This is a genomic window from Fictibacillus nanhaiensis (genome assembly GCF_042686385.1).
GTDB lineage: Bacteria > Bacillota > Bacilli > Bacillales > Fictibacillaceae > Fictibacillus > Fictibacillus nanhaiensis.
The window spans coordinates 2,639,849-2,658,515 of the sequence record NZ_JBHUPF010000006.1; the positions used below are offsets into that span (position 1 = coordinate 2,639,849).

Here is an 18,667-nt window from a genome sequence, read left to right on the forward strand (position 1 = left end):
TGAGCTAGATTGGTCCTATGCATCTTTGAAAACCTTCAAAAAAGCCGGCTCCTGCAAATTACAAGCAGGACCGGCTTCAATTGTTTTATTTTATCTATACTAAACCCAATCATCAAGTCACAAAATCAGGCTTACGCTGCGCTAGTGTTGGACTTTTTAGCTCGACAGGCTCACCTTTTTCCAAACTCAAGAACGAAGTTGCCTCGTTAAACCAGCTGTCAGGAGCTTTATGTCCCCAAAACGTCTGGCGTCTCGGGTCGTTAATATCCCATTTGATCGGCTTGAAGTCTGGATCACTCGTCAGGTAATCCCCATTGTATAGTTCAATTCTGTTACCATCCGGATCCCGAACATATAAAAAGAATGCATTCGATAAGCCATGACGTCCTGGCCCACGCTCGATGTTATCTGCGTACCCCATGCTAGCCATCACATCACAGCAATGTATTAAACTCATCGGATCAGATAGCCAAAAGCCTACGTGATGAAGACGAGGACCTTCTCCGTTCATAAACGCTACATCATGAACAGTCGGTTTGCGGTGCAGCCATGCTGCCCATGTTCGATCGTCTTCTGTTGCCGTATATTCTGAAACTCTAAATCCGAGTTCATCTGTATAGAACTGAACAGCCGCTTCCACATCAGGAACCATGCAGTTGATGTGATCAATACGTTGAACACGGGCGCCACGGTAAAGATCATATTTTTGGATACAGCGCTCAACACTCTCCATCTCCACAAAAAATTCGAGCGGAATGCCTGAAGGATCTTCTACACATAGTGTTTTCCCGATTCCAACGGCAGAGTCTGCATCTTTCCACAGCACTCTAGCTCCCTTTCCTTTAAAGAAGGTTTCAAGCTCATTCAAGTGGCTGTCTTCCCACACTTTGTAGCTCACGACATGAACGCCAGGTTTATCTGCCTTTTTTAACAAAAGGCTATGATGCGAGTGTTCTTCTAGTCCGCGTAAGGCCATCCATTCTGAAGTAGCAGCCGTTTCGATGAAACCTAAGGCGTTCACATAAAAATCACGGGAAGCATGGAGGTCGGTAACGTTCATAACAACACGCGCGATTCGTATAATGTTAAAATCCATGTCGACTCCTCCTAGACACTACTGTAATTATGGCTTTTGGAATTCACGCGCTGCAGAAAATCTTTTACCATCGCTTTGTAAGGCTCTTTGTTAAATTGATCGTAATAGATGTTCGACATACGAGCTGGGTCTCCAAAGAAATAATACTCATAAAGAGCTTGGCGTCCGCCGAACGTGCTGATAGAGATATCCCATGCTAAACGGAATAGTTGAGTACGCTCGTATCCATCAATGTTTGCTCCTTGCGTATAACGATGAACGAGTTCGCCGATGTCATCCGCGTTAAAATCCGCTTCTGTCGGAATTCCCATCAAACCTGATGCACCAAGAATCTTCACGATCTCAACAATGCGCTGATACATTTTCGGGTACCAGTTACGCGCAGCGTTCAGCGGTGCAAAGTCCGGTGTCATGTTTCCATACTTATCGATTGAAGCGTTGTGCTCAGCACGGTAGAGGTGAGAACGCATCGTTTCAAGAATCAGCATAACTTCTGATGCTTTTTCTTTTACATGTGGAAACACATCGATGCCAATCGATTCCATCATATTTAAGATAACACCGAGCACAAATTCAGTTTTCACCGTATTCTTCGCGATTACTTGATGCGCCATATGAACGATCGCATTTGTCTCCACGTACGTTCGGTTACATATATCGGAGCTACCGCTTACGAAAACGCGGTCCCACGGTACTAGTACATTATCAAAAACAACGATCGCATCACTTTCTTCAAATCGAGAGCTAAGCGGATGATCCCATTGACTTCGACCGGTATCAAACGATTCACGGCATAAGAACTTTAATCCTTCTGTATTATTCGGGATAGCAAAAGCCATCGCATACGGATCGTCTTCAGATGAAGCTTTATTGAGTGTAGATGGGAACACAACGATTTCATCCGTTACCCCACCTAGTGTTGCTAGCAGTCTAGCCCCTTTTACTACAATCCCGTCTTTGTTCTTTTCCACGATACGAGCAGATAAGTACGGATCTTTTTGCTCAGACTGCTTTTTTGATCGGTTCGTTTGCGGGTGGATGAGCGTATGTGTTAGGCTGATATCATTTTCACGGCAATAGTCGTAATACTTTCTGGCATTTTCTGCGAACATCGGATCGTTTTGTGCAAAAAAGTTGCCTGACGTACCGAAAGCCATAACACTCGTATTTAAATAATCCGGCGTACGCCCCATCATCCCACCTGTGTATCCTGCCCATTCAGAAATCATCTCACGTCGTCTAATTAAATCATCCACAGTTTTAGGTGCAATAAAGGAAAGACCAACTTTATCTCCTGTCTGTTCAGAGGTATAGAGCATCTTGTCTGCTTTTTCATGCTGGAGGTCATACAGATTAGCAATGGATCTTACAATGTTTCGAAATGCTGGATGAGAAGGAACATCATCTACTTTCTCACCATGAATCCAAACGTTATTCTTAGCCTTTGAAATCCCTTGAATATATTGTTCCCCCGTGCGTGCAGGCAAAGAAATCCCTCCTAATGTTTCGCTTCAGTTTGAAGCGACTGTTTTTTCTTTCCAAACTGCTGAATGTGATGGTCAGCTAGTGCAACATGCACCACCTTCATCTCTGTGTAAAACTCAAACGCGTAGTGTCCGCCTTCACGGCCAATTCCTGAATTTTTAGAACCGCCAAACGGAATACGAAGATCACGTACGTTCTGTGAATTCACCCACAGCATTCCGGCTTCAACGGCGTTTGCAACGCGAAGACCTTTTTTCATATCGTTCGTCCACACATAGCCTGCGAGACCGTACTTAATATCATTTGCGTATTCAATCACTTCCGCTTCATCCATAAATGTCATCACAGACAAAACTGGACCGAAGATTTCTTCTTGTGCCACCGTCATATCATTTTTCACATTTAATAAAAGTGTCGGAGCGACAAAGTTTCCTTTTTTGTGAGATTCAGATAGTGCTTGGGTGTAAACTTCAGCACCCTCGTCTTTGGCAATCTTTAAATATCGTTTCACATTTTCATAGTGTTCTGTATGAATAAGAGGACCAACTTCAGTATCTGGATCAGATGGATCGCCAACGATAATGTTATCCACCCTCTCCTTTAAACGAGCGACGAACTCATCTTTAATCGATTCTTGAATGAACAAGCGAGAATTCGCCGTACACCTTTCTCCGTTAAAAGAGAAGATTCCCCATACACAAGCATCAAGAGCACGTTCAAAGTCACAATCATCAAATACGATGATCGGTGACTTCCCACCAAGTTCCATGGAGAAACGCTTTAAAGAAGCAGCACCGTTTCTCATAATTTCTGAACCCGTCTTCGTCTCACCTGTAAACGAGATGAGCTGTACATCTTCATGTGCTACAAGTGATGCTCCCGCTGTCTCACCAAAACCATGAACAACGTTGAAAACGCCGGCTGGCAATCCTGCTTCATCTACAAGTTCAGCTAGTTTATTAGCTGTTAACGGTGACCATTCAGCTGGTTTCAAAATGACCGTGTTTCCCGTTGAAAGTGCAGGTGCGATCTTCCATGTCTCAAGCATGAACGGGGCATTCCATGGTGTGATCAACCCTGCAACGCCGACCGGCTTTTGAATCGTATAGTTCATGAACTCATCATCCACATGATAAGCTTCACCAGACATACGGTTCTTTACCATTTCTGCATAAAATCTAAAGTTATCTGCAGCACGTCCTACCATCTTTCTCGTTTGAGCAATAGGAAGTCCCGTGTCATAAGACTCTAACAACGCAATCTCTTCTACATCTCGATCAATGAGTTCAGCAATCTTATAGATATATTGGAGACGCTTTTCCTGCTTCATCTTTCCCCATGGACCTTGTTTAAAAGCATCCTTTGCCGCTTTTGCTGCTGCATTAATGTCTTCTTTCGTTCCTTCACTTACCTTATTGATCTTTTCGTTCGTATAGGGATTGATATTAACGAAAAAGTCTCCTTTATGCCCTGAAACAAACTGTCCGTTAATATAGTGCTGAACCTCTTCTTTAATTTCCGGTTTCATGATCCTTCCCTCCCGTTGGCACTTTTTCCGTTCGTCCATCAACAATCGTATTTTCAAGGACTCCTAGATAATCGATCTCTAGCCTTACCACATCGCCAGGGTGAACGTGAGAGATACCTTTTGGCGTACCTGTCCAGATCACGTCATTCCTTTCAAGCGTCATGAATGACGATACAAATTCAATGATTTCCGGGATCGAATACATTAAATCCTTTGTATTTCCTTGCTGTCTTAATTCACCGTTTACATATGTGCGAAGTTCAAGGTTTGTCACATCGGGAATGTCAGATGCATCTACATAATAAGGACCCATCGGACCAAAAGTGTCGTGTCCTTTTGCTCGGACAGGCGGACGGTACCAGTTGTTCACAAAGTCACGGACGGTAACATCGTTCGCTATGGTGTAACCGCTTACAAATTCCATCGCGTCTTCAGCTTTAATGTTTCTTCCCTCTTTACCGATGACAACGGCAAGTTCATTTTCGTAGTGCATGTATGTTGCACCGTCTGGATAGAACACTTGGCCTTTATGACCTACTAATGAGGAATTCGGCTTAATAAAAAGGACAGGTTCTGCCGGTTTTTCTAGCCCTAGCTCATCTGCATGATCGGCATAATTCAGCGCTAACCCTATCATTTTGTTTGGCGTAAAAGGTGGAAGCCACGTTTTGATCTCGCTCACCTTTGCTGATTTTCCTGATGAAAAAGTGATCACATCATCTATTACCGTTCCTCTTTGTTCTCTTCCTTCAAAAATAACGCGTGCGTGTTTCATTTAAACTTCACTCCCTATTTTTTCTACTAACCCGTAATCAGCCAGTACGGCTCTGATTTCTTTTTGCAGAGATTCAGTTGGCAGATCCATTGGCATTCTTAATGTCGGATTGATTCTGCCCATCATTCCAAGTGCAGCTTTCAACGGTGCTGGATTCGTATCTTTAAAAAGAACATCATTTAAAGGCATCAAATCATAATGAAGCTTTAATGCTTCTTCTACATTTCCAGAATCCCATGCGTTGTAAACTTCTGCGACTTTGGAAGGAAGTACGTTTGCTGTTGCAGATATGTATCCTGCCCCACCGATGGCTAGCATCGGATAGCAAAGCAACTCTATACCTGAATAAAGCAAAAAGTCACGTCCACAATGTAAAAGCACTCGGTTTATGTGTTCAAAGTCTTTATTTGATTCTTTCACTCCAATAATGTTTGGACAGTCTTCATTAAGTCGCGCTAGCGTCTTTACTTCCAGATTCACAGCGGTTCTTCCTGGGATGTTATAAATGATAAGTGGGATGTCTACTGAGTCTGCGATGAGCTTAAAATGTTTGTAAAGTGCATGTTGTGAGGGCTTATTGTAGTAAGGAACGATAACCATAGCGGCATCTGCTCCCATTTCTTGAGCTAATTTCGTTAGATGAAGAGACTCTTGGTGATTGGTCGATCCAGTTCCAGGAACGATAGGCACGCGCTTATTTACCGCTTTGATCGCTGTTTCCATTACAAGCTCGCGTTCTTTTAATGTCAGCGATGAAGGTTCTCCTGTCGTACCAGTAACTGAGATGCCATGACTTCCAGACTGGATATGCCAGTCTATCAAACTTTTAAGTGTCTTGAGATCTAACGATTCATCTTCATGAAAAGGGGTGATGACGGGAGCAATTGAACCTCTTAAAGATTTCTTAACTTCTTCTACTTTCATACTTTCATCTCCTCAAATAGAATTTTGTTGCGAATCCTCAAGAAAAGCTTTTAGTGTATTCAATTTATGGTTTCTTGCAAATGTCTCTATAATTTTGGGGTCTTCTCTTTTTTCCATCATCTCGATTAGTTGATAGTGTTCTATAACTGATCGCTTCATTCGAACAGGTTTCATGGTTGATCCCTGTTGACGAACAGTCCCGAGCCTTTCCCAAGTTGTATGAATCTGTTCTAACAGAAATTGATTGGTGCAATATTTGTATGTGAGTTTATGAAATTCTTTGTTGTAGTTGGAGAAAAGAGAATAATCAAGTTGTTCAAGTGCATCTTCCATAAGCTTTGTGTACACTCTTAAACCTTCAAGTTTTTCGTGAGGAAAGTGTATTGATGATTCTGCAGTCGCAAAACCTTCTAATACGGCTAGAACGGATAAAGTTTCTAAATATGCTTGTTCATCAAAGGGGGTAACAATCGCTCCTGAGTAAGGCTTGAACGAGATTAAAGAATCCGCTTCTAGCAGCCTGATCGCTTCACGAACGGGAATTGCACTTGTTTTGAGCTCTCTAGCAAGTTGGTCAATAACAAGTTTGTGACCCGGCGGATACCTGCCATCTAAGATACGGGAACGAATGACTTGATAAGCATACTGCTGTTTGTTTGTTTTATGTGTAGTCTTCATAATCCTATGTTAATCTCAAATCATATATGATTTCAAGCTAATTTTCAGAAAAATCATATATTATTGTTAATTTAGGAACAAAGTATGATAGGAGAAAAACAATAAAAAAAACTATAGTTAAATAGTCTTGTTAGTCACAGTAAAAGTTTACATATGTAGTAAGAATAAGCTATTCTATTCATATAGATTGTGTATAAAGGGGTAAAAAGCCCATGAATGTAAAAAACGCCATGGAGATTCTAGTAGAAGAAGCATTAAAGAATTATTGGGGACAGCTTCAGCTTCCTTGCAAATGCGAGATTTGTAAAGCTGATGTCTTTGCGATCACACTGAACAACTTGCCACCTCGTTATGTTTCCAATGAAGATGGATACGCTTTTGTCAAAGCTCAAAATTTTGACGATCAATCCAGAGTTAACATCTTAAATCAGATTGTAAAAGCGACAGGTATCGTAGCAACTCGGCCATCACATGATTTGAAACCATCTCCTACTAGGGAATAGAAGGCAGATGGTTTTTTATTTTTGCTATGTTTATCCACAATAAATATTGAAAAACCTTCACATTAACCCATAAGGTTCAGTTGAAAATTGTATTCGAGAAAATATCCTGACTCTTTATTCCTATTTTTCAGAAAAGTTCCTTGCGAGAGCTTTTTTCTTATGATATATTTGTGACAACCATTCAGTACTGGATTACATCTTAACTTAAGAGTTTGAAAGTGGTTTGGTAATTACAGAGCACAAAAGTGCAAACGTTCTAGGAGGCATTCACATGCAAACAGGTAAAGTAAAATGGTTTAACGCTGAAAAAGGTTTCGGATTTATCGAAGTTGAAGGTGGAGACGACGTATTCGTACACTTCTCTGCAATTCAATCAGAAGGATTCAAATCACTTGACGAAGGTCAAGAAGTAGAATTTGAAATTGTTGACGGAGCTCGCGGACCACAAGCAGCTAACGTAACTAAAAAATAAGTTCAGCCTATATATAAAGACCCGGCAGTTGCTGCCGGGTCTTTTCTATGTAAAGAAATAGGACCATTTGAAGAGGCTCCCTACTTAGGCAGCCTAATCTTTTAAACCAACTTTCATCTTATACTTTTGTATTTTACCTAAAATATCTACCTTGTCTTCCTGCGAAAAGATTCCGAGTTTGTGTAGGATAATCGTGTATTGTTGCAGCTTAAACAAAGAGCTTTCTTTATACCACATAACATTCACCTATCTTTCCTTAGGGAAACTTTTTAAACCTTTGTAAATATTATATGCCATATGCTAAATTTATGATAATCATTTATTCTTCTTTCCTGTAGATTCAAATAAAAAAGCGCATCTAAAGATACGCTTTACATTACTATTTCGTTTGAAGAGTAGAAAGCATGGCCCAAATAGCTTGTTCCCATTTAGCCGCATCCTTATGTTCTGGCAGATTCACTGTATATTTAACTTGATCTCCATTACTTAACTCTTGAATAACGATGTATTTTTTGTAAGACTCTTTTGATGCTGTAATAAATAACGAAGTCTTTTCAAATGCCGGTCCAGCGACCTCTACTCCATTCACTTCGTTTACTTCCCCGATTGCTTCCAGTTCATCCTTTGCCCATTCTTTTAGATCATCGATGGACGCCTCTTCTGACAACGGCTCTATTCTGACAAACGTCTCTGCAAATTTTGTTGCAAACAATAAGTCTTTTCTTGGCTCTTCTGCTGTAAATTCAAAATCTGGAAGTTTGTAGAAATAGTATTCAAGCTCACTCTCTGTTAATACAGCGTCTTCTTCCACTGAAGTCCCATCCACTATGTACGTAAGCTTTTTTGATGTAGGTGCCTGTGGCGTACTTACTTCATTAATTTGCTCTAAGACCCATTGCCCCTCATCATTCTTCTTATAAACAATTTTCACTTTGGCACCATCCTTCATACTCTCGACGGCACCTCTAACTTCATCCGTTAGACGAAGAACTAATGTCTCACCTGCTGCCTCTACTTCAATAGAATTATTGTCAATCTGACCAATGTACGTTCCTTCTTCTTCAATGGAAGTTACTTCTTCGGTAACAGGCTCTTCTTTAACCTCTTCATTCTTCTTTTCAGGTGGTGAAGGTTCGGTCGTTTTCGGAGCTGATTCTTCTTTTGTATTTGTGTTTTTTGATTCGCTGCTACAAGCTGCAAGCAACAGAATGATAGCAAATATCCAAGTCTTTTTTTTCATCGTTAATCACCTCGAATGATAAGTTTAAAAGCAAAAGGTCTCATCTACTATTCAGTTATTATGGAAAATGTTCACGATTACAATAAATACAGAAACAACTAAAACAAAATTTGGTAAACGCCTTAAATGCAAAGAGAAATCTACCGATATAAAAGCAGTACTTTTACATTTTAAAACGGAGATGACGAAATTTGAATCCATCATTTGCCTCAAATTCACAAACGAATAAACTGGTTACAAAAATGTTATGGGGTATGTATGTTCTCGGTCTAGTAAGCACATATGCGAGTACGAAAACCATAGACAGTGTCTTTTTTTATGGTATAGCTGGCCTTCTAATCTTATTATCACTCTCGATTTGGACGTACCGAAAGTGGGCTCCCTTCGCAGTTCAATATTTTGTTGTTCTCGGATTAACGGTACTAACCGTTATCATGGCAGACTCGAATCCGAAGATTTCTACTTACCTGATGACTTATGTATGCTTAGCAGTCATCACGTTATATCATAACTACCTTTCCATCTTACTATCGGGTATTAGTGGATTATTGTTAACTAATTTCTTCTTCTTTCAATATAAAGAAACGATGTTTGCTGGACAAGATCCTAAGATTATTATCTCATTAAACGTCTTCTTAACTGTCATTACTGCTGCATTAGTAGCACAAGCAAGAATCGGTCAGCGTATGCATGAAAATATTTTAAGCGCTGAAAAACAATCAGAGCAGGCTAAGAGGAAATTGGAACAATTGTTGAGTAAAATAAAAGATGCATCAGAGAACCTGCATCATTTTAGTCAGTCTGTGAAGGAGAACGTTACACGAACAGGAGAAATATCAAGTAACATTACGTATGCTTTTACAGAAGTAGCAAAAGGTGTAGAGTCTCAGGCTGTCAGTGTTGGTGGAATGAGTCAGTCTGTCACAAGCACCAACGATGTAGCAAAAGGTCTTTTTCAACACTCGAATGATATGAAAAAACTTTCAGAGCAAACGGTAATTGTTACAAATGCAGGAGAAAATCAAGTATTAGAACTTTCTTCTAAGATGAAAGAAGTGAGTGAGCTGATGCAGCAAACGAACACTCTTATGTATGAATTAAATGAGCAAAGTGAATCGATTGAAGGGATCTTAACGACAATAGAAGACATCTCTTCTCAAACGAATCTCCTTGCATTGAATGCGGCGATTGAAGCTGCACGAGCTGGAGATCAAGGTAGAGGATTTGCTGTTGTTGCAGACGAAGTTCGGCGCCTTGCTGAAGATTCTCAACATTCAACTAAGCAGATTGGATCTATATTAAGTGAAATCCGCAACAAAGCCCAACAAGCCGCCCAATTTGTAAATGGGTCGCAAGGGGTCGTCACATCCAGTCTAGAAGCAACAGAGAAAACGGCAGAGAATTTCAGTCAAATTTTAATGAACACCAATCAAGTTGCTACACAGTCTTCTGAAGTGCAAGAATTGATCAATCAACTGTATGAATCTACCGGATACATTGTAGGAGAGATTCATTCGGTTTCTGGAATAGCAGAAACATCAAGTGGTTCTGTTGAAGAAGTTCTTGCATCTGTAGAAGAGCAACATAGATGTGTAGAAGAAGTAGTCGATAGTTTCAACAAGTTTGAAGCTTTAACATCAGAACTTAATGAACTGGTAAAAGAATAAGAATGATACAATACCTTTTCATCGAACATGAAAAGGTATTTTTTTGAGGGGGCTTACGAAATGCATAAACACAGGGGAATCTATTGTATTTGTTTGAACGAGTCTGGAGAACTGCTCGTCATTGAAAAGACCGGTGGTCCTTATAAAAATCGATTCGACCTTCCTGGTGGCACACCTAACGACGGTGAACCAGAATATGAAACGGTTTTTCGTGAAGTTTTAGAAGAGACTGGGTACAGGGTGCTAAATGGTATAAAACTAGGCGAACGCTGTTATGAACTTCCATGGAACTATAAAGAGTGGACGCGATCCCAACATTCAGCGGTTTTCTTTGACTGTATGATAGTTATTCATTCACAAACGGATATAGCAGACATTCCAGATCAAGATTCAAGAGGAACAAGGTGGATCCACACGGATGATCTAGTAATGGAGTGGTGCTCTCCTCTTGTTTGGGAAGCCGTTCACTATGCTCTAACCAAACATATTCCGTCTGAAATGAAAATATATCATTCATGGCAAGTTCAAAACGTACCATTATATCCTATAGGATAAAAAAACAACCGCCCAGAGGCGGCTGTTTTTAGTAACAGTAGAAGGAACTGATTTGGCGTGTATCCATGCCAAAATAGATCCATCTATTGCCGGTCCAGCGAAATCCTGCAACCGATCTACGTCCTGCAAAAGTAAGCCATGCCCAAAATCCCGGACCCCATGTTGGCCAGATATAGACATATTGGTACAAACAAGGTCTGATCGCGCCTGGATCAACAGCATAGACTCCTGGCTGACTTCCTCCGCCGCCTCCACCTTGCAAGCTAAAACCTTGTGCTTGAGATGGTGTAAAGGATGGAGGTGCTGATGTTGGTGCCATTCCGCCACCACCACCGCCTCCTGGAGGTCCGCCTGGAGGGCCACCTGGTGGGCCAAATCCTTGCCCTCCGCCTTGACCGCCGCCTTGACCCGGAAAAGGTGGAAAACTTCTATACATGCTCAATACGTTCAACTCCTATAAAATTGTATTCGGTTCATATTATTCATATCGTGATGAAACGTATAGACAAGTAACCCGTATTACTATAAAAGGATTGCTTCATGCTGATTTCGGGTATATTACTTGAAACAACTATGATTTTTATAGGAGGATGAAAATGGGACGCATTAAACAAGGGATTAAAGGAATGGCAGTTGCTTTTTTAATTAAACAAGGTAAAAAAAGGTTACTACCTATCATTAAAAGAAAATTAAAAAGCAGATAATTATAGAGCTCCTTATTCGTAAGGAGTTCTTTTTTGCTTTTAAAGTGCTTTACTCCTGCTATGAATAAATGAACAATAAGGTTTTTAGCGCTTCATGTTCATTAGCTCTTCTCTTAAAAAACGTACCTCGAACTCGATCAGGGATTCACCCGTCTCTTCTTCAAACAAGCGGTAAAAATTTTTCTGTTTATTAAGCAATAAAGATTTGATCTTAGCATCATTTCCGTCTCTCACCAATTGATCGATGGCATAGTAGCTTTGTCGGTAGGGGCGGTGACTAGATCTTCTCCGATTTTCATAAGCCCACTCCTTTACTGAGTGAAGTCTCGTGAAGGGAATAAAATTTAAAGGTACAAAGTCTGGCACTTCTCTCACGCTCTGTTTTCCTGCATATTCTGCAAGCCCTTCTTCAAACCATCTCGGCAGATGCCGATTATCCAATTTATTATTTAATAAGTAACTATTAATCCAATGATGTGTGTATTCATGTCCGACCAACTCCAAAAATCGTTTAGTATTTTCATCCATGTCCTTAGTAACAAGCAGATGAATCGTCTCTTGAGCAGGAACGTATAATGCTTGCAGGTTTTCATAAGCATGAATCGGCAGATGTTGCTGAAAGATTAAAGGATTTCGATACAGAATGACCGTAACAGGAAGAGCATCATGAACATCAATCCATTCATTGTGATAAGACTGCATTTTACGAATGTGACGAATCGCAGAGACTGCTAACTCCCGATCTTGGGGTTCATAGAAAACCGAAGCGCTTTTTTCATTGACATTTTCTAGTGTCTTTAAAAAGGATACTCGTTCAAAAATCCTATCTTTTTCTACTACCATCGCTTCCAGATAAAATTGATTTTTTATTCTAGGAGATAAAGAGTGAGGTAATGAGCTTTCGAGCGCATAATTGTTTACAGATAATAAGGCTGTAGAGAATGCAATAAGAATAATGATAATGAGATTCGGTTGAAATCTTTTCATTGCAAGAGTTTTCCTTCTCCCTATTATCCATCCAATGAATCGGATGCTGAATATGAAAAAGCATACTAAGAGAATGAACACTCCGATAAATAACCCTTCAATATCGCCTAGCAACAAATACAACCCATAAATACAAATACAGGAGAAGAAGCTAAGGAAAAACGTTTTTGTAAGGATAATTAGCTTCTTCAAGGTATGCACTTCCTTTGTCCAATATTTTTTAGAAGTCGTACTATTATCGATATGCCCTCCATAAAATGATAATGAATCTTAGTTTTACAGGAGGCGCTATGACCGGATACATTGTTGAAGGCAAAAGTGATCAACTGAGAGTACAGAGTGTTCATCCTCACGCCCATTTTGTCATTTTAAATGGAATTTCCTTTCGGCATAAAGAACGAAGAGCGATTGAAGAAGCATTGATTCTTTGTGATGAAGTATATGTATTAACTGATCCAGATGAACCTGGCGACAAGATCGCTTTAAAGATCATGGAAACATACCCAGAGATCAAACGAATTCATATTGATCCGAATAAAGCTAGAAATGTTAGAGAAAGTCGCTACAAGTATGGTGTTGAATACTGTTCAAACCAATATTTAAAAGAAACGCTGCCAGGCATTTAATTCTCAATCATAGACTTCTTGACTTTAGTCTCATCACCTTCTCCGGATGACGACTCTTTACAAAGAAACAAAAAAAGACTGCAATTATGCAGTCTTCATTTCTATTTACTCTCAAAAAATTCGAGTGATTCTTCATCTGGTCCAAAAAAGAAAAAGTATTTTCCATTTGGAAGCTCTGTAATTTCTTTATCTTTCATGACAACATCCTTTTTCCGCAAAAGCTCATACTGCTCTTCAATATTCCGTACAGAAAATGCAATGTGATGGACCTTCCCTTCATTCGTTACCGGCCCTGTATAACCAGCGATCAACTCAACAAGTACTTTTCCTTCTACCCCTAAGAATGCTAACTCAACGGGTACGCTTGTATGATCGAAACGATCTATTAAATCTAAACCAAGTACCTCAGTATAAAACTTGATAGAGTTCTCCATGTTAGAAACCATAATTCCAGTATGTTCAATTCCAGTAATCATGCTGATTTTCCCCTTTCTAAGTTGAAGCAGATTGTTGTTCTAGGAGCGTTTTGCGGATACCTTCTCCGTACTGAAAGAATGGCAAGGAAAGCAATGAGATCAGCGTTAGAATACCAAACACATAAAATCCCTGTTCGAAGCCAAACGTACTTAATAGTAAACCGCCGATCCATGGCCCCGCACTGAACCCAATCGATCGAAACGACATCGCCCCAAAATATGTACCTCTCATATGCTCAGGCGCTAAATCATCTAAAAGAACATCACTCATAACGAACACGATAATTTCTCCCACTGTTAAAAACACCATGCTTATGACAAGAAAAATCCAATTTGTTGAAAGTCCAAATCCAAGCAATGCAAGACTGAACGCAATACTCCCGAAACGGAGTGCATTCATCGGCTGAAATCTCCTTACATAGTTTGTTACCGGAAACTGAAGTAACAAAACCGTTATTGCGTTTGTAACAACAAGATAGGCAAAAAGCTTAACGCCATTTTCAAACTGAGGTGCGTTCCCTATATATTGCGCGAGTGTGGTATCCATTTGTGACTGTGCCATCATTACAATCGTATTTCCGATCAGAAAAAAAGCAAGCACTCTATCTCTTGAAAGTACTCCTATGGCAGACTTGATAGAGAACTTTCTTTCTTCTCCACCCTGTAATTCTTTAGAGTAGCCTCTTAAAGTGAAAACAATCAATAGCGCATAAATTAGGTAGGCGACCGCGGTTATGTAAAAAGCTTGTGTTGAATTCGATGTTCCTAGCTGTGTTCCTACAACCGGACCAACTGCAGCACCAACATTGATTGCAAAATATCGAGCATTGAAAACAGTCAGCCGGTTTTCTTTTGTCGTTACATCAGCAAGCAGTGCTCTTGATATAGGTTCAAACCATGAGCGGCACAGTCCGTTTAACATGTTTAATAAAAAGAAATGCCATACTTGGTCTGCTACCGCGAATCCAACAAACACAGCACTCCAAATGAAGATAGCAACCGTCATCACAGGAACCCTTCCTATTCGATCAGACAGATAGCCCCCAAAGAAACCACCGAACGTACCTGTTAGAGCACTAACTCCAATAATCAATCCAACCATAGCAGGATCGATTCCCTTTTCATTGTACAAATAAATAGCCAAGAATGGCATCGTCATAAAAAATGCTGCTCGAGTAAACAATGTTCCTGCTACAATAACAACAACTGCTGGATGCCACTTTTTAAGTAAATTTCTCATCCCATATCCTTCTCTCTTCTCTTCTGTTACTTACTCTATCACTTTTTGAAGAGCTAGAAAAAGAATTTTTAAAAATTTTGAAACTTTTCTATTTTTCCTTCGTCTTATATAGGTGTACCCCCCTTTCCCGAAAAAAGCCCTCCCCTAATTAGGGCTTTTTTCATTTTAATCCGCTGCTCTTTAGTCCGTCAGCGCGACTTTGTCACAAAGTAATAACGTTTATCAAAAAAATCACACATTCGGCCATTTTTAATGTGACCTTGCTATATTATAGACATCCCTATCAACAACCCCCTTTTTTCATTGTTAAGAACGAAAGAGAGCGCCAAGAAGGAAGTCCTTCTAAGCGCTCTTTTTTCAATATTTTTTAATTTTACTCACATTCGTCGCCGTCACAAAATTCGAATTTAGCATCCCTGATCGCGCCTCTAAGAGCACGTTCAATATTAGCTTGCGGATGCAGACCTTTTAATACTCTCTCACCAATAATGATAGTTGGAACAGCCGTAATGTTCAAATCTTCTGTTGCCTCTTTTAGAATCATTTCTCTTTCTTGCTTAAACTCACGGAATTCCAATGCTTGTTGAAATGCCTTACCATCGAGACCAATTTCCTCAGCAATGTTTTGAAGAACTTCAATCTTCCCGATATCTTCTCCGTTTTGATAGAAAGCTTTGAAAACGAGATGTGCATACTCTCTTTCCTTATCGTGTTTCTTGGCAAACAATAATCCTTCATGAGCAAAGAAAGTATGGGGTTGAGGAGATACACCTGGCAAGATCATATGAACCCCCATTTTTTTTGATAAAGGCTGGACTGTCTCCTGCCATGACCGTTGTAGATAGTCTCCTTCAGGACGCAATGTTTCTTGAGGAAATGGTCGGAGTTCGTATGGCATCCACTCAATCTCAACATCTTTATCTTCCGTCGCTTTTATTAATGGCGATTCAGCTAAATAACAATATGGACAAACAAAATCAGAATATACTTTTATTTGAATGGTCATGTTCATATCCCCTTTTTCACAGCATACGTTCTACGTTTTACTGTTTTCACGTGTGACGCCTATGATATTTTTAAATGGATACTTGTTCAAGTAATATGACTTAGTTCCCTACCATATATATAGGATGCCTCGTTTATGGTAGGGCGTTCGATCAGAAATTCCTAAGTAGGTGTAAACGATTCATGAAAACAATCTCTGTTCACCTTTTGTATTACATGATATATTTAGAAAGGCTTTATACCTTACATACCATATATTGATTTTAAACTTGTGAATACATATGTTTTAAACTAGTCTCGCATCACTGGCTTTAGCGCCGATGAAGCACCATTTAGGAGGATATACCGTGATTTTAATGGCAGGTATGATCGGTACTGGCAAGTCTACATATGCTGAATTTTTGAGCGAGCAGCTTGGAAGCTCCATCTTTTATGAAAGCGTCGTTGACAACCCTATTTTACCCGATTATTACAAAAACCCGAAGCGATGGGCTTTCCCGCTTCAGATTTATTTTTTAAATACACGTTTTAAGACGATACGGGAAGCTCGCACGAGTCCAGATAACGTTCTGGATCGAAGCCTTTATGAAGATTTAATTTTTGCAGAACTAAATTTTGATTCAGGAAACATGACGCAGCTTGAATTTGATACCTATAAAGACCTTCTCGAAACGATGATGAACGAAATCGACAAGACCCCGAAGTCTCGTCCTGATTTACTTGTCTATTTGGATAGTGATTTTGAGACGGTTTTAAATCGTATCCGTCAAAGAGGGCGCTCATACGAGCAAGTTGAAGAAAACCCTGAACTTTTTGCCTATTATAAAACGCTTCATGCTAAATACAAGGAATGGATTAAAGCCTATGATAAAACGCCAGTATTGTTAATCGAAAGTGATCAATATAACATTTTTGATAAAGACGATCAGGAAAAAATCCTTACACTCGTACAGAATGAACTGGCGCGCCTTCATTCCTTAAAGCAACCTACTTTACTTATGCATGAAAGCCGTTAAATCCACAAACACTATTAGGACAAACAAGGTTTAAGGAGTGAACTCATGTTTACACTGTTCTTTATTTTGTTATCTGTCCTTGTAGCAGCTGTAGGTCTCTGGTGGACGATGAAAATCGCAAAAAAACAAAAAGTGTACACAGAAGATGAGGTGAATCCTGCAGTCTCCAGACATACTGCATTGTTGAATCCCGTCTTCATTGCACTAGCCGGCTTTACAATCGTGATCGGTCTCATCATCTACATTGCCTATTTTATTTATTAACAACGTAAAGACCAAAAGACATCTAGTCTTTTGGTCTTTTTTCTAAATCTTGTGGTTTTTCAGGATTCCAAAAACTCATACTTTCAATAAATTGTCTTGTCTCCTCTTGACCAAGATCATGAATCATCTGATAGGCTTCTCTTAGTTTCTGATCATATCTATCATTGTCTGAGTCATTTGAATAAGGTACATATGGTAAATGAGACCTTACAAACGTATCATTTGCAGTACTGTCTAATTCACTAAATTTTCGTTCGAGATGCCTTACGTCTTCATCAGAAGCAGATATTTCAAACTGAAAAGTAGAAGCGGTTTTAATCGGAAGGATCTCACCGGTCTCAACATTGATGTAATACGGTCTTTTTTCCATGCTTCACGTCCTCCTTTTTCTTTATTTTCCTCAGCACATACGTTTTTATGTAAAGGTCACCACCATCTTTTCTTTTTAAAATAACTCATGATCACAACAGGCAGCACTAAACAAAGAGTTAAAACGTAAAAATAGCCATATCGCCATTTTAATTCAGGTATGTATTCGAAATTCATGCCATAAAGACCTGCGATAAATGTTAAGGGAATGAATACTGCACTAACGAGCGTCAACGTTTTCATGATTCTATTCATGTGATCAGATTTTAAAGACATTTGCAGATCTAAAATACCTTTTAAATTTTCTTTAAAACTGTCAAAAGCAGCGGTTACCCTTGAAAAAGAGGATAGTAAATCTTTAAAATAAAATCCTGACTCTTCATTGGCGTATTCGAAGTCCTCATGACCCATTTTCTGTATGATGCTCTCTTCAGCTTCCACATATTGTCTGAGCTTATGCAACCGAGTCTTCCAGCGATACACATCGCGTCCGATTTCTCGTTTTTGTGGATCGATGAACACACTTTTTTCAAGCTCTAAAAACTCATCTGAAAGTTGATCCACAACTTCAAGATAGGAACTCACAATATCTTTCATCAGATAGTACAACATATAGCTTACATGCTTCATATGTTCAGGATTGTTAGTGAAATCCTGAACAAGCTGTTCCCGAAAGGAAATTTCACGTTCACTCATTACGATTAAATATCTTTCACCCATTAACAGGTTAAGCCTGACCGGTTCATAATCTTCTGACCCTAAATAAAACGTTGATACCACAGCATGATTAGCATAAACATTAAGTTGTGGATGTTCAGAAAAATGTAAGAAAGCATTCTTAGCTAACGGATGAAGATCGAATTGCTCTAACACACCATCTTGATTCATTTCTTCAAGAGATTGATAAAACATCCAGATCGTTTCTTTCTCTTTTGGCATTACAAAGTGTTCAATTCGTTCGGTTTGATTTGTTACCTCTTTATACATTAACATCTCATGAACTCCTGGCATCCTTTTTCTCTATCTTTCCCATAAGTTCAGATTCACATGACAAAAA

General features: G+C 39.5%; 22 protein-coding genes. 7 read left to right on the plus strand and 15 right to left on the minus strand.

Annotation, left to right across the window (positions count from 1 at the left end):
- Positions 1-112: 112 nt before the first annotated feature.
- The 6 genes from hpaD to ACFS5O_RS17135 are packed head-to-tail and all read right to left on the minus strand — an operon-like array spanning position 113 to position 6,486.
- Positions 113-1,096, minus strand: coding sequence for a 3,4-dihydroxyphenylacetate 2,3-dioxygenase (gene hpaD / locus ACFS5O_RS17110; protein WP_205725873.1), 984 nt, complete (start codon positions 1,094-1,096; stop codon positions 113-115).
- A gap of 11 nt (positions 1,097-1,107) precedes the next feature.
- Positions 1,108-2,583, minus strand: a complete 1,476-nt coding sequence (gene hpaB, locus ACFS5O_RS17115) for a 4-hydroxyphenylacetate 3-monooxygenase, oxygenase component (RefSeq protein ID WP_205725872.1) — start codon at positions 2,581-2,583, stop codon at positions 1,108-1,110.
- 11 nt (positions 2,584-2,594) lie between these two features.
- On the minus strand, positions 2,595-4,109 hold the full coding sequence (gene hpaE, locus ACFS5O_RS17120) for a 5-carboxymethyl-2-hydroxymuconate semialdehyde dehydrogenase (protein ID WP_205725871.1): 1,515 nt from the start codon (positions 4,107-4,109) through the stop codon (positions 2,595-2,597).
- The gene (locus ACFS5O_RS17125; RefSeq protein ID WP_205725870.1) at positions 4,093-4,884 is read right to left on the minus strand and encodes a fumarylacetoacetate hydrolase family protein; all 792 of its coding nucleotides are present in this window, start codon (positions 4,882-4,884) and stop codon (positions 4,093-4,095) included. The genes hpaE and ACFS5O_RS17125 overlap by 17 nt, the downstream gene beginning before the upstream one ends.
- Positions 4,885-5,808, minus strand: a complete 924-nt coding sequence (gene hpaI / locus ACFS5O_RS17130) for a 2,4-dihydroxyhept-2-ene-1,7-dioic acid aldolase (protein WP_205725869.1) — start codon at positions 5,806-5,808, stop codon at positions 4,885-4,887.
- Positions 5,809-5,820: 12 nt separating this feature from the next.
- Positions 5,821-6,486 carry a GntR family transcriptional regulator gene (locus ACFS5O_RS17135; RefSeq protein ID WP_205725868.1) on the minus strand — a complete coding sequence of 222 codons (666 nt, stop codon included), beginning with the start codon at positions 6,484-6,486 and terminating at the stop codon, positions 5,821-5,823.
- A 212-nt stretch (positions 6,487-6,698) separates the two neighbouring features.
- On the opposite strand from ACFS5O_RS17135, the gene ACFS5O_RS17140 reads away from it, so the two are divergent.
- The gene (locus ACFS5O_RS17140) at positions 6,699-6,989 is read left to right on the plus strand and encodes a late competence development ComFB family protein (protein WP_205725867.1); all 291 of its coding nucleotides are present in this window, start codon (positions 6,699-6,701) and stop codon (positions 6,987-6,989) included.
- Positions 6,990-7,260: 271 nt separating this feature from the next.
- A complete protein-coding gene (gene cspD, locus ACFS5O_RS17145; protein ID WP_066237152.1) occupies positions 7,261-7,461 on the plus strand; it encodes a cold-shock protein CspD in 201 nt (66 codons plus the stop codon).
- A 93-nt stretch (positions 7,462-7,554) separates the two neighbouring features.
- Here the strand turns inward: cspD and ACFS5O_RS17150 are convergent, their stop codons facing one another.
- On the minus strand, positions 7,555-7,698 hold the full coding sequence (locus tag ACFS5O_RS17150; protein WP_156499137.1) for a hypothetical protein: 144 nt from the start codon (positions 7,696-7,698) through the stop codon (positions 7,555-7,557).
- A 142-nt stretch (positions 7,699-7,840) separates the two neighbouring features.
- Positions 7,841-8,701 (minus strand): hypothetical protein, encoded by an 861-nt coding sequence (locus ACFS5O_RS17155; RefSeq protein ID WP_205725866.1) that lies wholly within the window; start codon positions 8,699-8,701, stop codon positions 7,841-7,843.
- Positions 8,702-8,892: 191 nt separating this feature from the next.
- Here ACFS5O_RS17155 and ACFS5O_RS17160 point away from each other — a divergent pair, with 191 nt between their 5' ends.
- Together ACFS5O_RS17160 and ACFS5O_RS17165 are read left to right on the plus strand one after the other, a co-directional pair.
- Positions 8,893-10,368 carry a methyl-accepting chemotaxis protein gene (locus ACFS5O_RS17160; RefSeq protein ID WP_205725865.1) on the plus strand — a complete coding sequence of 492 codons (1,476 nt, stop codon included), beginning with the start codon at positions 8,893-8,895 and terminating at the stop codon, positions 10,366-10,368.
- A 60-nt stretch (positions 10,369-10,428) separates the two neighbouring features.
- A complete protein-coding gene (locus ACFS5O_RS17165) occupies positions 10,429-10,923 on the plus strand; it encodes an NUDIX domain-containing protein (RefSeq protein WP_205725864.1) in 495 nt (164 codons plus the stop codon).
- Positions 10,924-10,951: 28 nt separating this feature from the next.
- On the opposite strand, the gene ACFS5O_RS17170 is transcribed toward ACFS5O_RS17165, so the two are convergent.
- Positions 10,952-11,359: a hypothetical protein gene (locus ACFS5O_RS17170; protein WP_066399872.1), complete on the minus strand. Its 408-nt coding sequence runs from the start codon at positions 11,357-11,359 to the stop codon at positions 10,952-10,954.
- Positions 11,360-11,711: 352 nt separating this feature from the next.
- The gene (locus tag ACFS5O_RS17175) at positions 11,712-12,614 is read right to left on the minus strand and encodes a hypothetical protein (RefSeq protein ID WP_205725863.1); all 903 of its coding nucleotides are present in this window, start codon (positions 12,612-12,614) and stop codon (positions 11,712-11,714) included.
- Between the two features lie 290 nt (positions 12,615-12,904).
- Between ACFS5O_RS17175 and ACFS5O_RS17180 the strand changes: the two genes are divergently transcribed.
- Positions 12,905-13,240, plus strand: coding sequence for a ribonuclease M5 (locus tag ACFS5O_RS17180; protein ID WP_205725862.1), 336 nt, complete (start codon positions 12,905-12,907; stop codon positions 13,238-13,240).
- A gap of 101 nt (positions 13,241-13,341) precedes the next feature.
- On the opposite strand, the gene ACFS5O_RS17185 is transcribed toward ACFS5O_RS17180, so the two are convergent.
- The 3 genes from ACFS5O_RS17185 to ACFS5O_RS17195 form a co-directional block, all read right to left on the minus strand.
- The gene (locus tag ACFS5O_RS17185) at positions 13,342-13,716 is read right to left on the minus strand and encodes a VOC family protein (RefSeq protein ID WP_205725861.1); all 375 of its coding nucleotides are present in this window, start codon (positions 13,714-13,716) and stop codon (positions 13,342-13,344) included.
- Between the two features lie 16 nt (positions 13,717-13,732).
- Positions 13,733-14,956, minus strand: a complete 1,224-nt coding sequence (locus tag ACFS5O_RS17190) for an MDR family MFS transporter (RefSeq protein WP_205725860.1) — start codon at positions 14,954-14,956, stop codon at positions 13,733-13,735.
- A gap of 373 nt (positions 14,957-15,329) precedes the next feature.
- Complete coding sequence (locus tag ACFS5O_RS17195; RefSeq protein ID WP_205725859.1) at positions 15,330-15,962, minus strand: DsbA family oxidoreductase; 633 nt, start codon at positions 15,960-15,962, stop codon at positions 15,330-15,332.
- 355 nt (positions 15,963-16,317) lie between these two features.
- On the opposite strand from ACFS5O_RS17195, the gene ACFS5O_RS17200 reads away from it, so the two are divergent.
- A complete protein-coding gene (locus tag ACFS5O_RS17200; RefSeq protein WP_318300271.1) occupies positions 16,318-16,977 on the plus strand; it encodes a deoxynucleoside kinase in 660 nt (219 codons plus the stop codon).
- 45 nt (positions 16,978-17,022) lie between these two features.
- Positions 17,023-17,241 (plus strand): hypothetical protein, encoded by a 219-nt coding sequence (locus ACFS5O_RS17205; RefSeq protein ID WP_205725857.1) that lies wholly within the window; start codon positions 17,023-17,025, stop codon positions 17,239-17,241.
- 22 nt (positions 17,242-17,263) lie between these two features.
- Here ACFS5O_RS17205 and ACFS5O_RS17210 read toward each other — a convergent pair whose 3' ends face one another.
- Both ACFS5O_RS17210 and ACFS5O_RS17215 read right to left on the minus strand, forming a co-directional pair.
- Entirely contained in the window at positions 17,264-17,611 is a 348-nt protein-coding gene (locus tag ACFS5O_RS17210; protein WP_198766771.1) for a hydrolase, read from the minus strand.
- Positions 17,612-17,667: 56 nt separating this feature from the next.
- Positions 17,668-18,603, minus strand: a complete 936-nt coding sequence (locus ACFS5O_RS17215) for a magnesium transporter CorA family protein (protein ID WP_205725856.1) — start codon at positions 18,601-18,603, stop codon at positions 17,668-17,670.
- Positions 18,604-18,667 lie beyond the last annotated feature (64 nt).

Coding starts and splice junctions, on each gene's coding strand:
- ACFS5O_RS17200 (WP_318300271.1), top strand. CDS start 16,318: ATGGCAGGTATGATCGGTACTGGCAAGTCTACATATGCTGAATTTTTG.
- hpaE (WP_205725871.1), bottom strand. CDS start 4,109: ATGAAACCGGAAATTAAAGAAGAGGTTCAGCACTATATTAACGGACAG.
- ACFS5O_RS17215 (WP_205725856.1), bottom strand. CDS start 18,603: ATGTTAATGTATAAAGAGGTAACAAATCAAACCGAACGAATTGAACAC.
- ACFS5O_RS17175 (WP_205725863.1), bottom strand. CDS start 12,614: ATGAAAAGATTTCAACCGAATCTCATTATCATTATTCTTATTGCATTC.
- ACFS5O_RS17125 (WP_205725870.1), bottom strand. CDS start 4,884: ATGAAACACGCACGCGTTATTTTTGAAGGAAGAGAACAAAGAGGAACG.
- cspD (WP_066237152.1), top strand. CDS start 7,261: ATGCAAACAGGTAAAGTAAAATGGTTTAACGCTGAAAAAGGTTTCGGA.
- ACFS5O_RS17155 (WP_205725866.1), bottom strand. CDS start 8,701: ATGAAAAAAAAGACTTGGATATTTGCTATCATTCTGTTGCTTGCAGCT.
- ACFS5O_RS17190 (WP_205725860.1), bottom strand. CDS start 14,956: ATGAGAAATTTACTTAAAAAGTGGCATCCAGCAGTTGTTGTTATTGTA.
- ACFS5O_RS17185 (WP_205725861.1), bottom strand. CDS start 13,716: ATGATTACTGGAATTGAACATACTGGAATTATGGTTTCTAACATGGAG.
- hpaD (WP_205725873.1), bottom strand. CDS start 1,096: ATGGATTTTAACATTATACGAATCGCGCGTGTTGTTATGAACGTTACC.
- ACFS5O_RS17210 (WP_198766771.1), bottom strand. CDS start 17,611: ATGGAAAAAAGACCGTATTACATCAATGTTGAGACCGGTGAGATCCTT.
- ACFS5O_RS17205 (WP_205725857.1), top strand. CDS start 17,023: ATGTTTACACTGTTCTTTATTTTGTTATCTGTCCTTGTAGCAGCTGTA.
- hpaI (WP_205725869.1), bottom strand. CDS start 5,808: ATGAAAGTAGAAGAAGTTAAGAAATCTTTAAGAGGTTCAATTGCTCCC.
- ACFS5O_RS17170 (WP_066399872.1), bottom strand. CDS start 11,359: ATGTATAGAAGTTTTCCACCTTTTCCGGGTCAAGGCGGCGGTCAAGGC.
- ACFS5O_RS17150 (WP_156499137.1), bottom strand. CDS start 7,698: ATGTGGTATAAAGAAAGCTCTTTGTTTAAGCTGCAACAATACACGATT.
- ACFS5O_RS17165 (WP_205725864.1), top strand. CDS start 10,429: ATGCATAAACACAGGGGAATCTATTGTATTTGTTTGAACGAGTCTGGA.
- ACFS5O_RS17180 (WP_205725862.1), top strand. CDS start 12,905: ATGACCGGATACATTGTTGAAGGCAAAAGTGATCAACTGAGAGTACAG.
- ACFS5O_RS17195 (WP_205725859.1), bottom strand. CDS start 15,962: ATGACCATTCAAATAAAAGTATATTCTGATTTTGTTTGTCCATATTGT.
- ACFS5O_RS17140 (WP_205725867.1), top strand. CDS start 6,699: ATGAATGTAAAAAACGCCATGGAGATTCTAGTAGAAGAAGCATTAAAG.
- ACFS5O_RS17135 (WP_205725868.1), bottom strand. CDS start 6,486: ATGAAGACTACACATAAAACAAACAAACAGCAGTATGCTTATCAAGTC.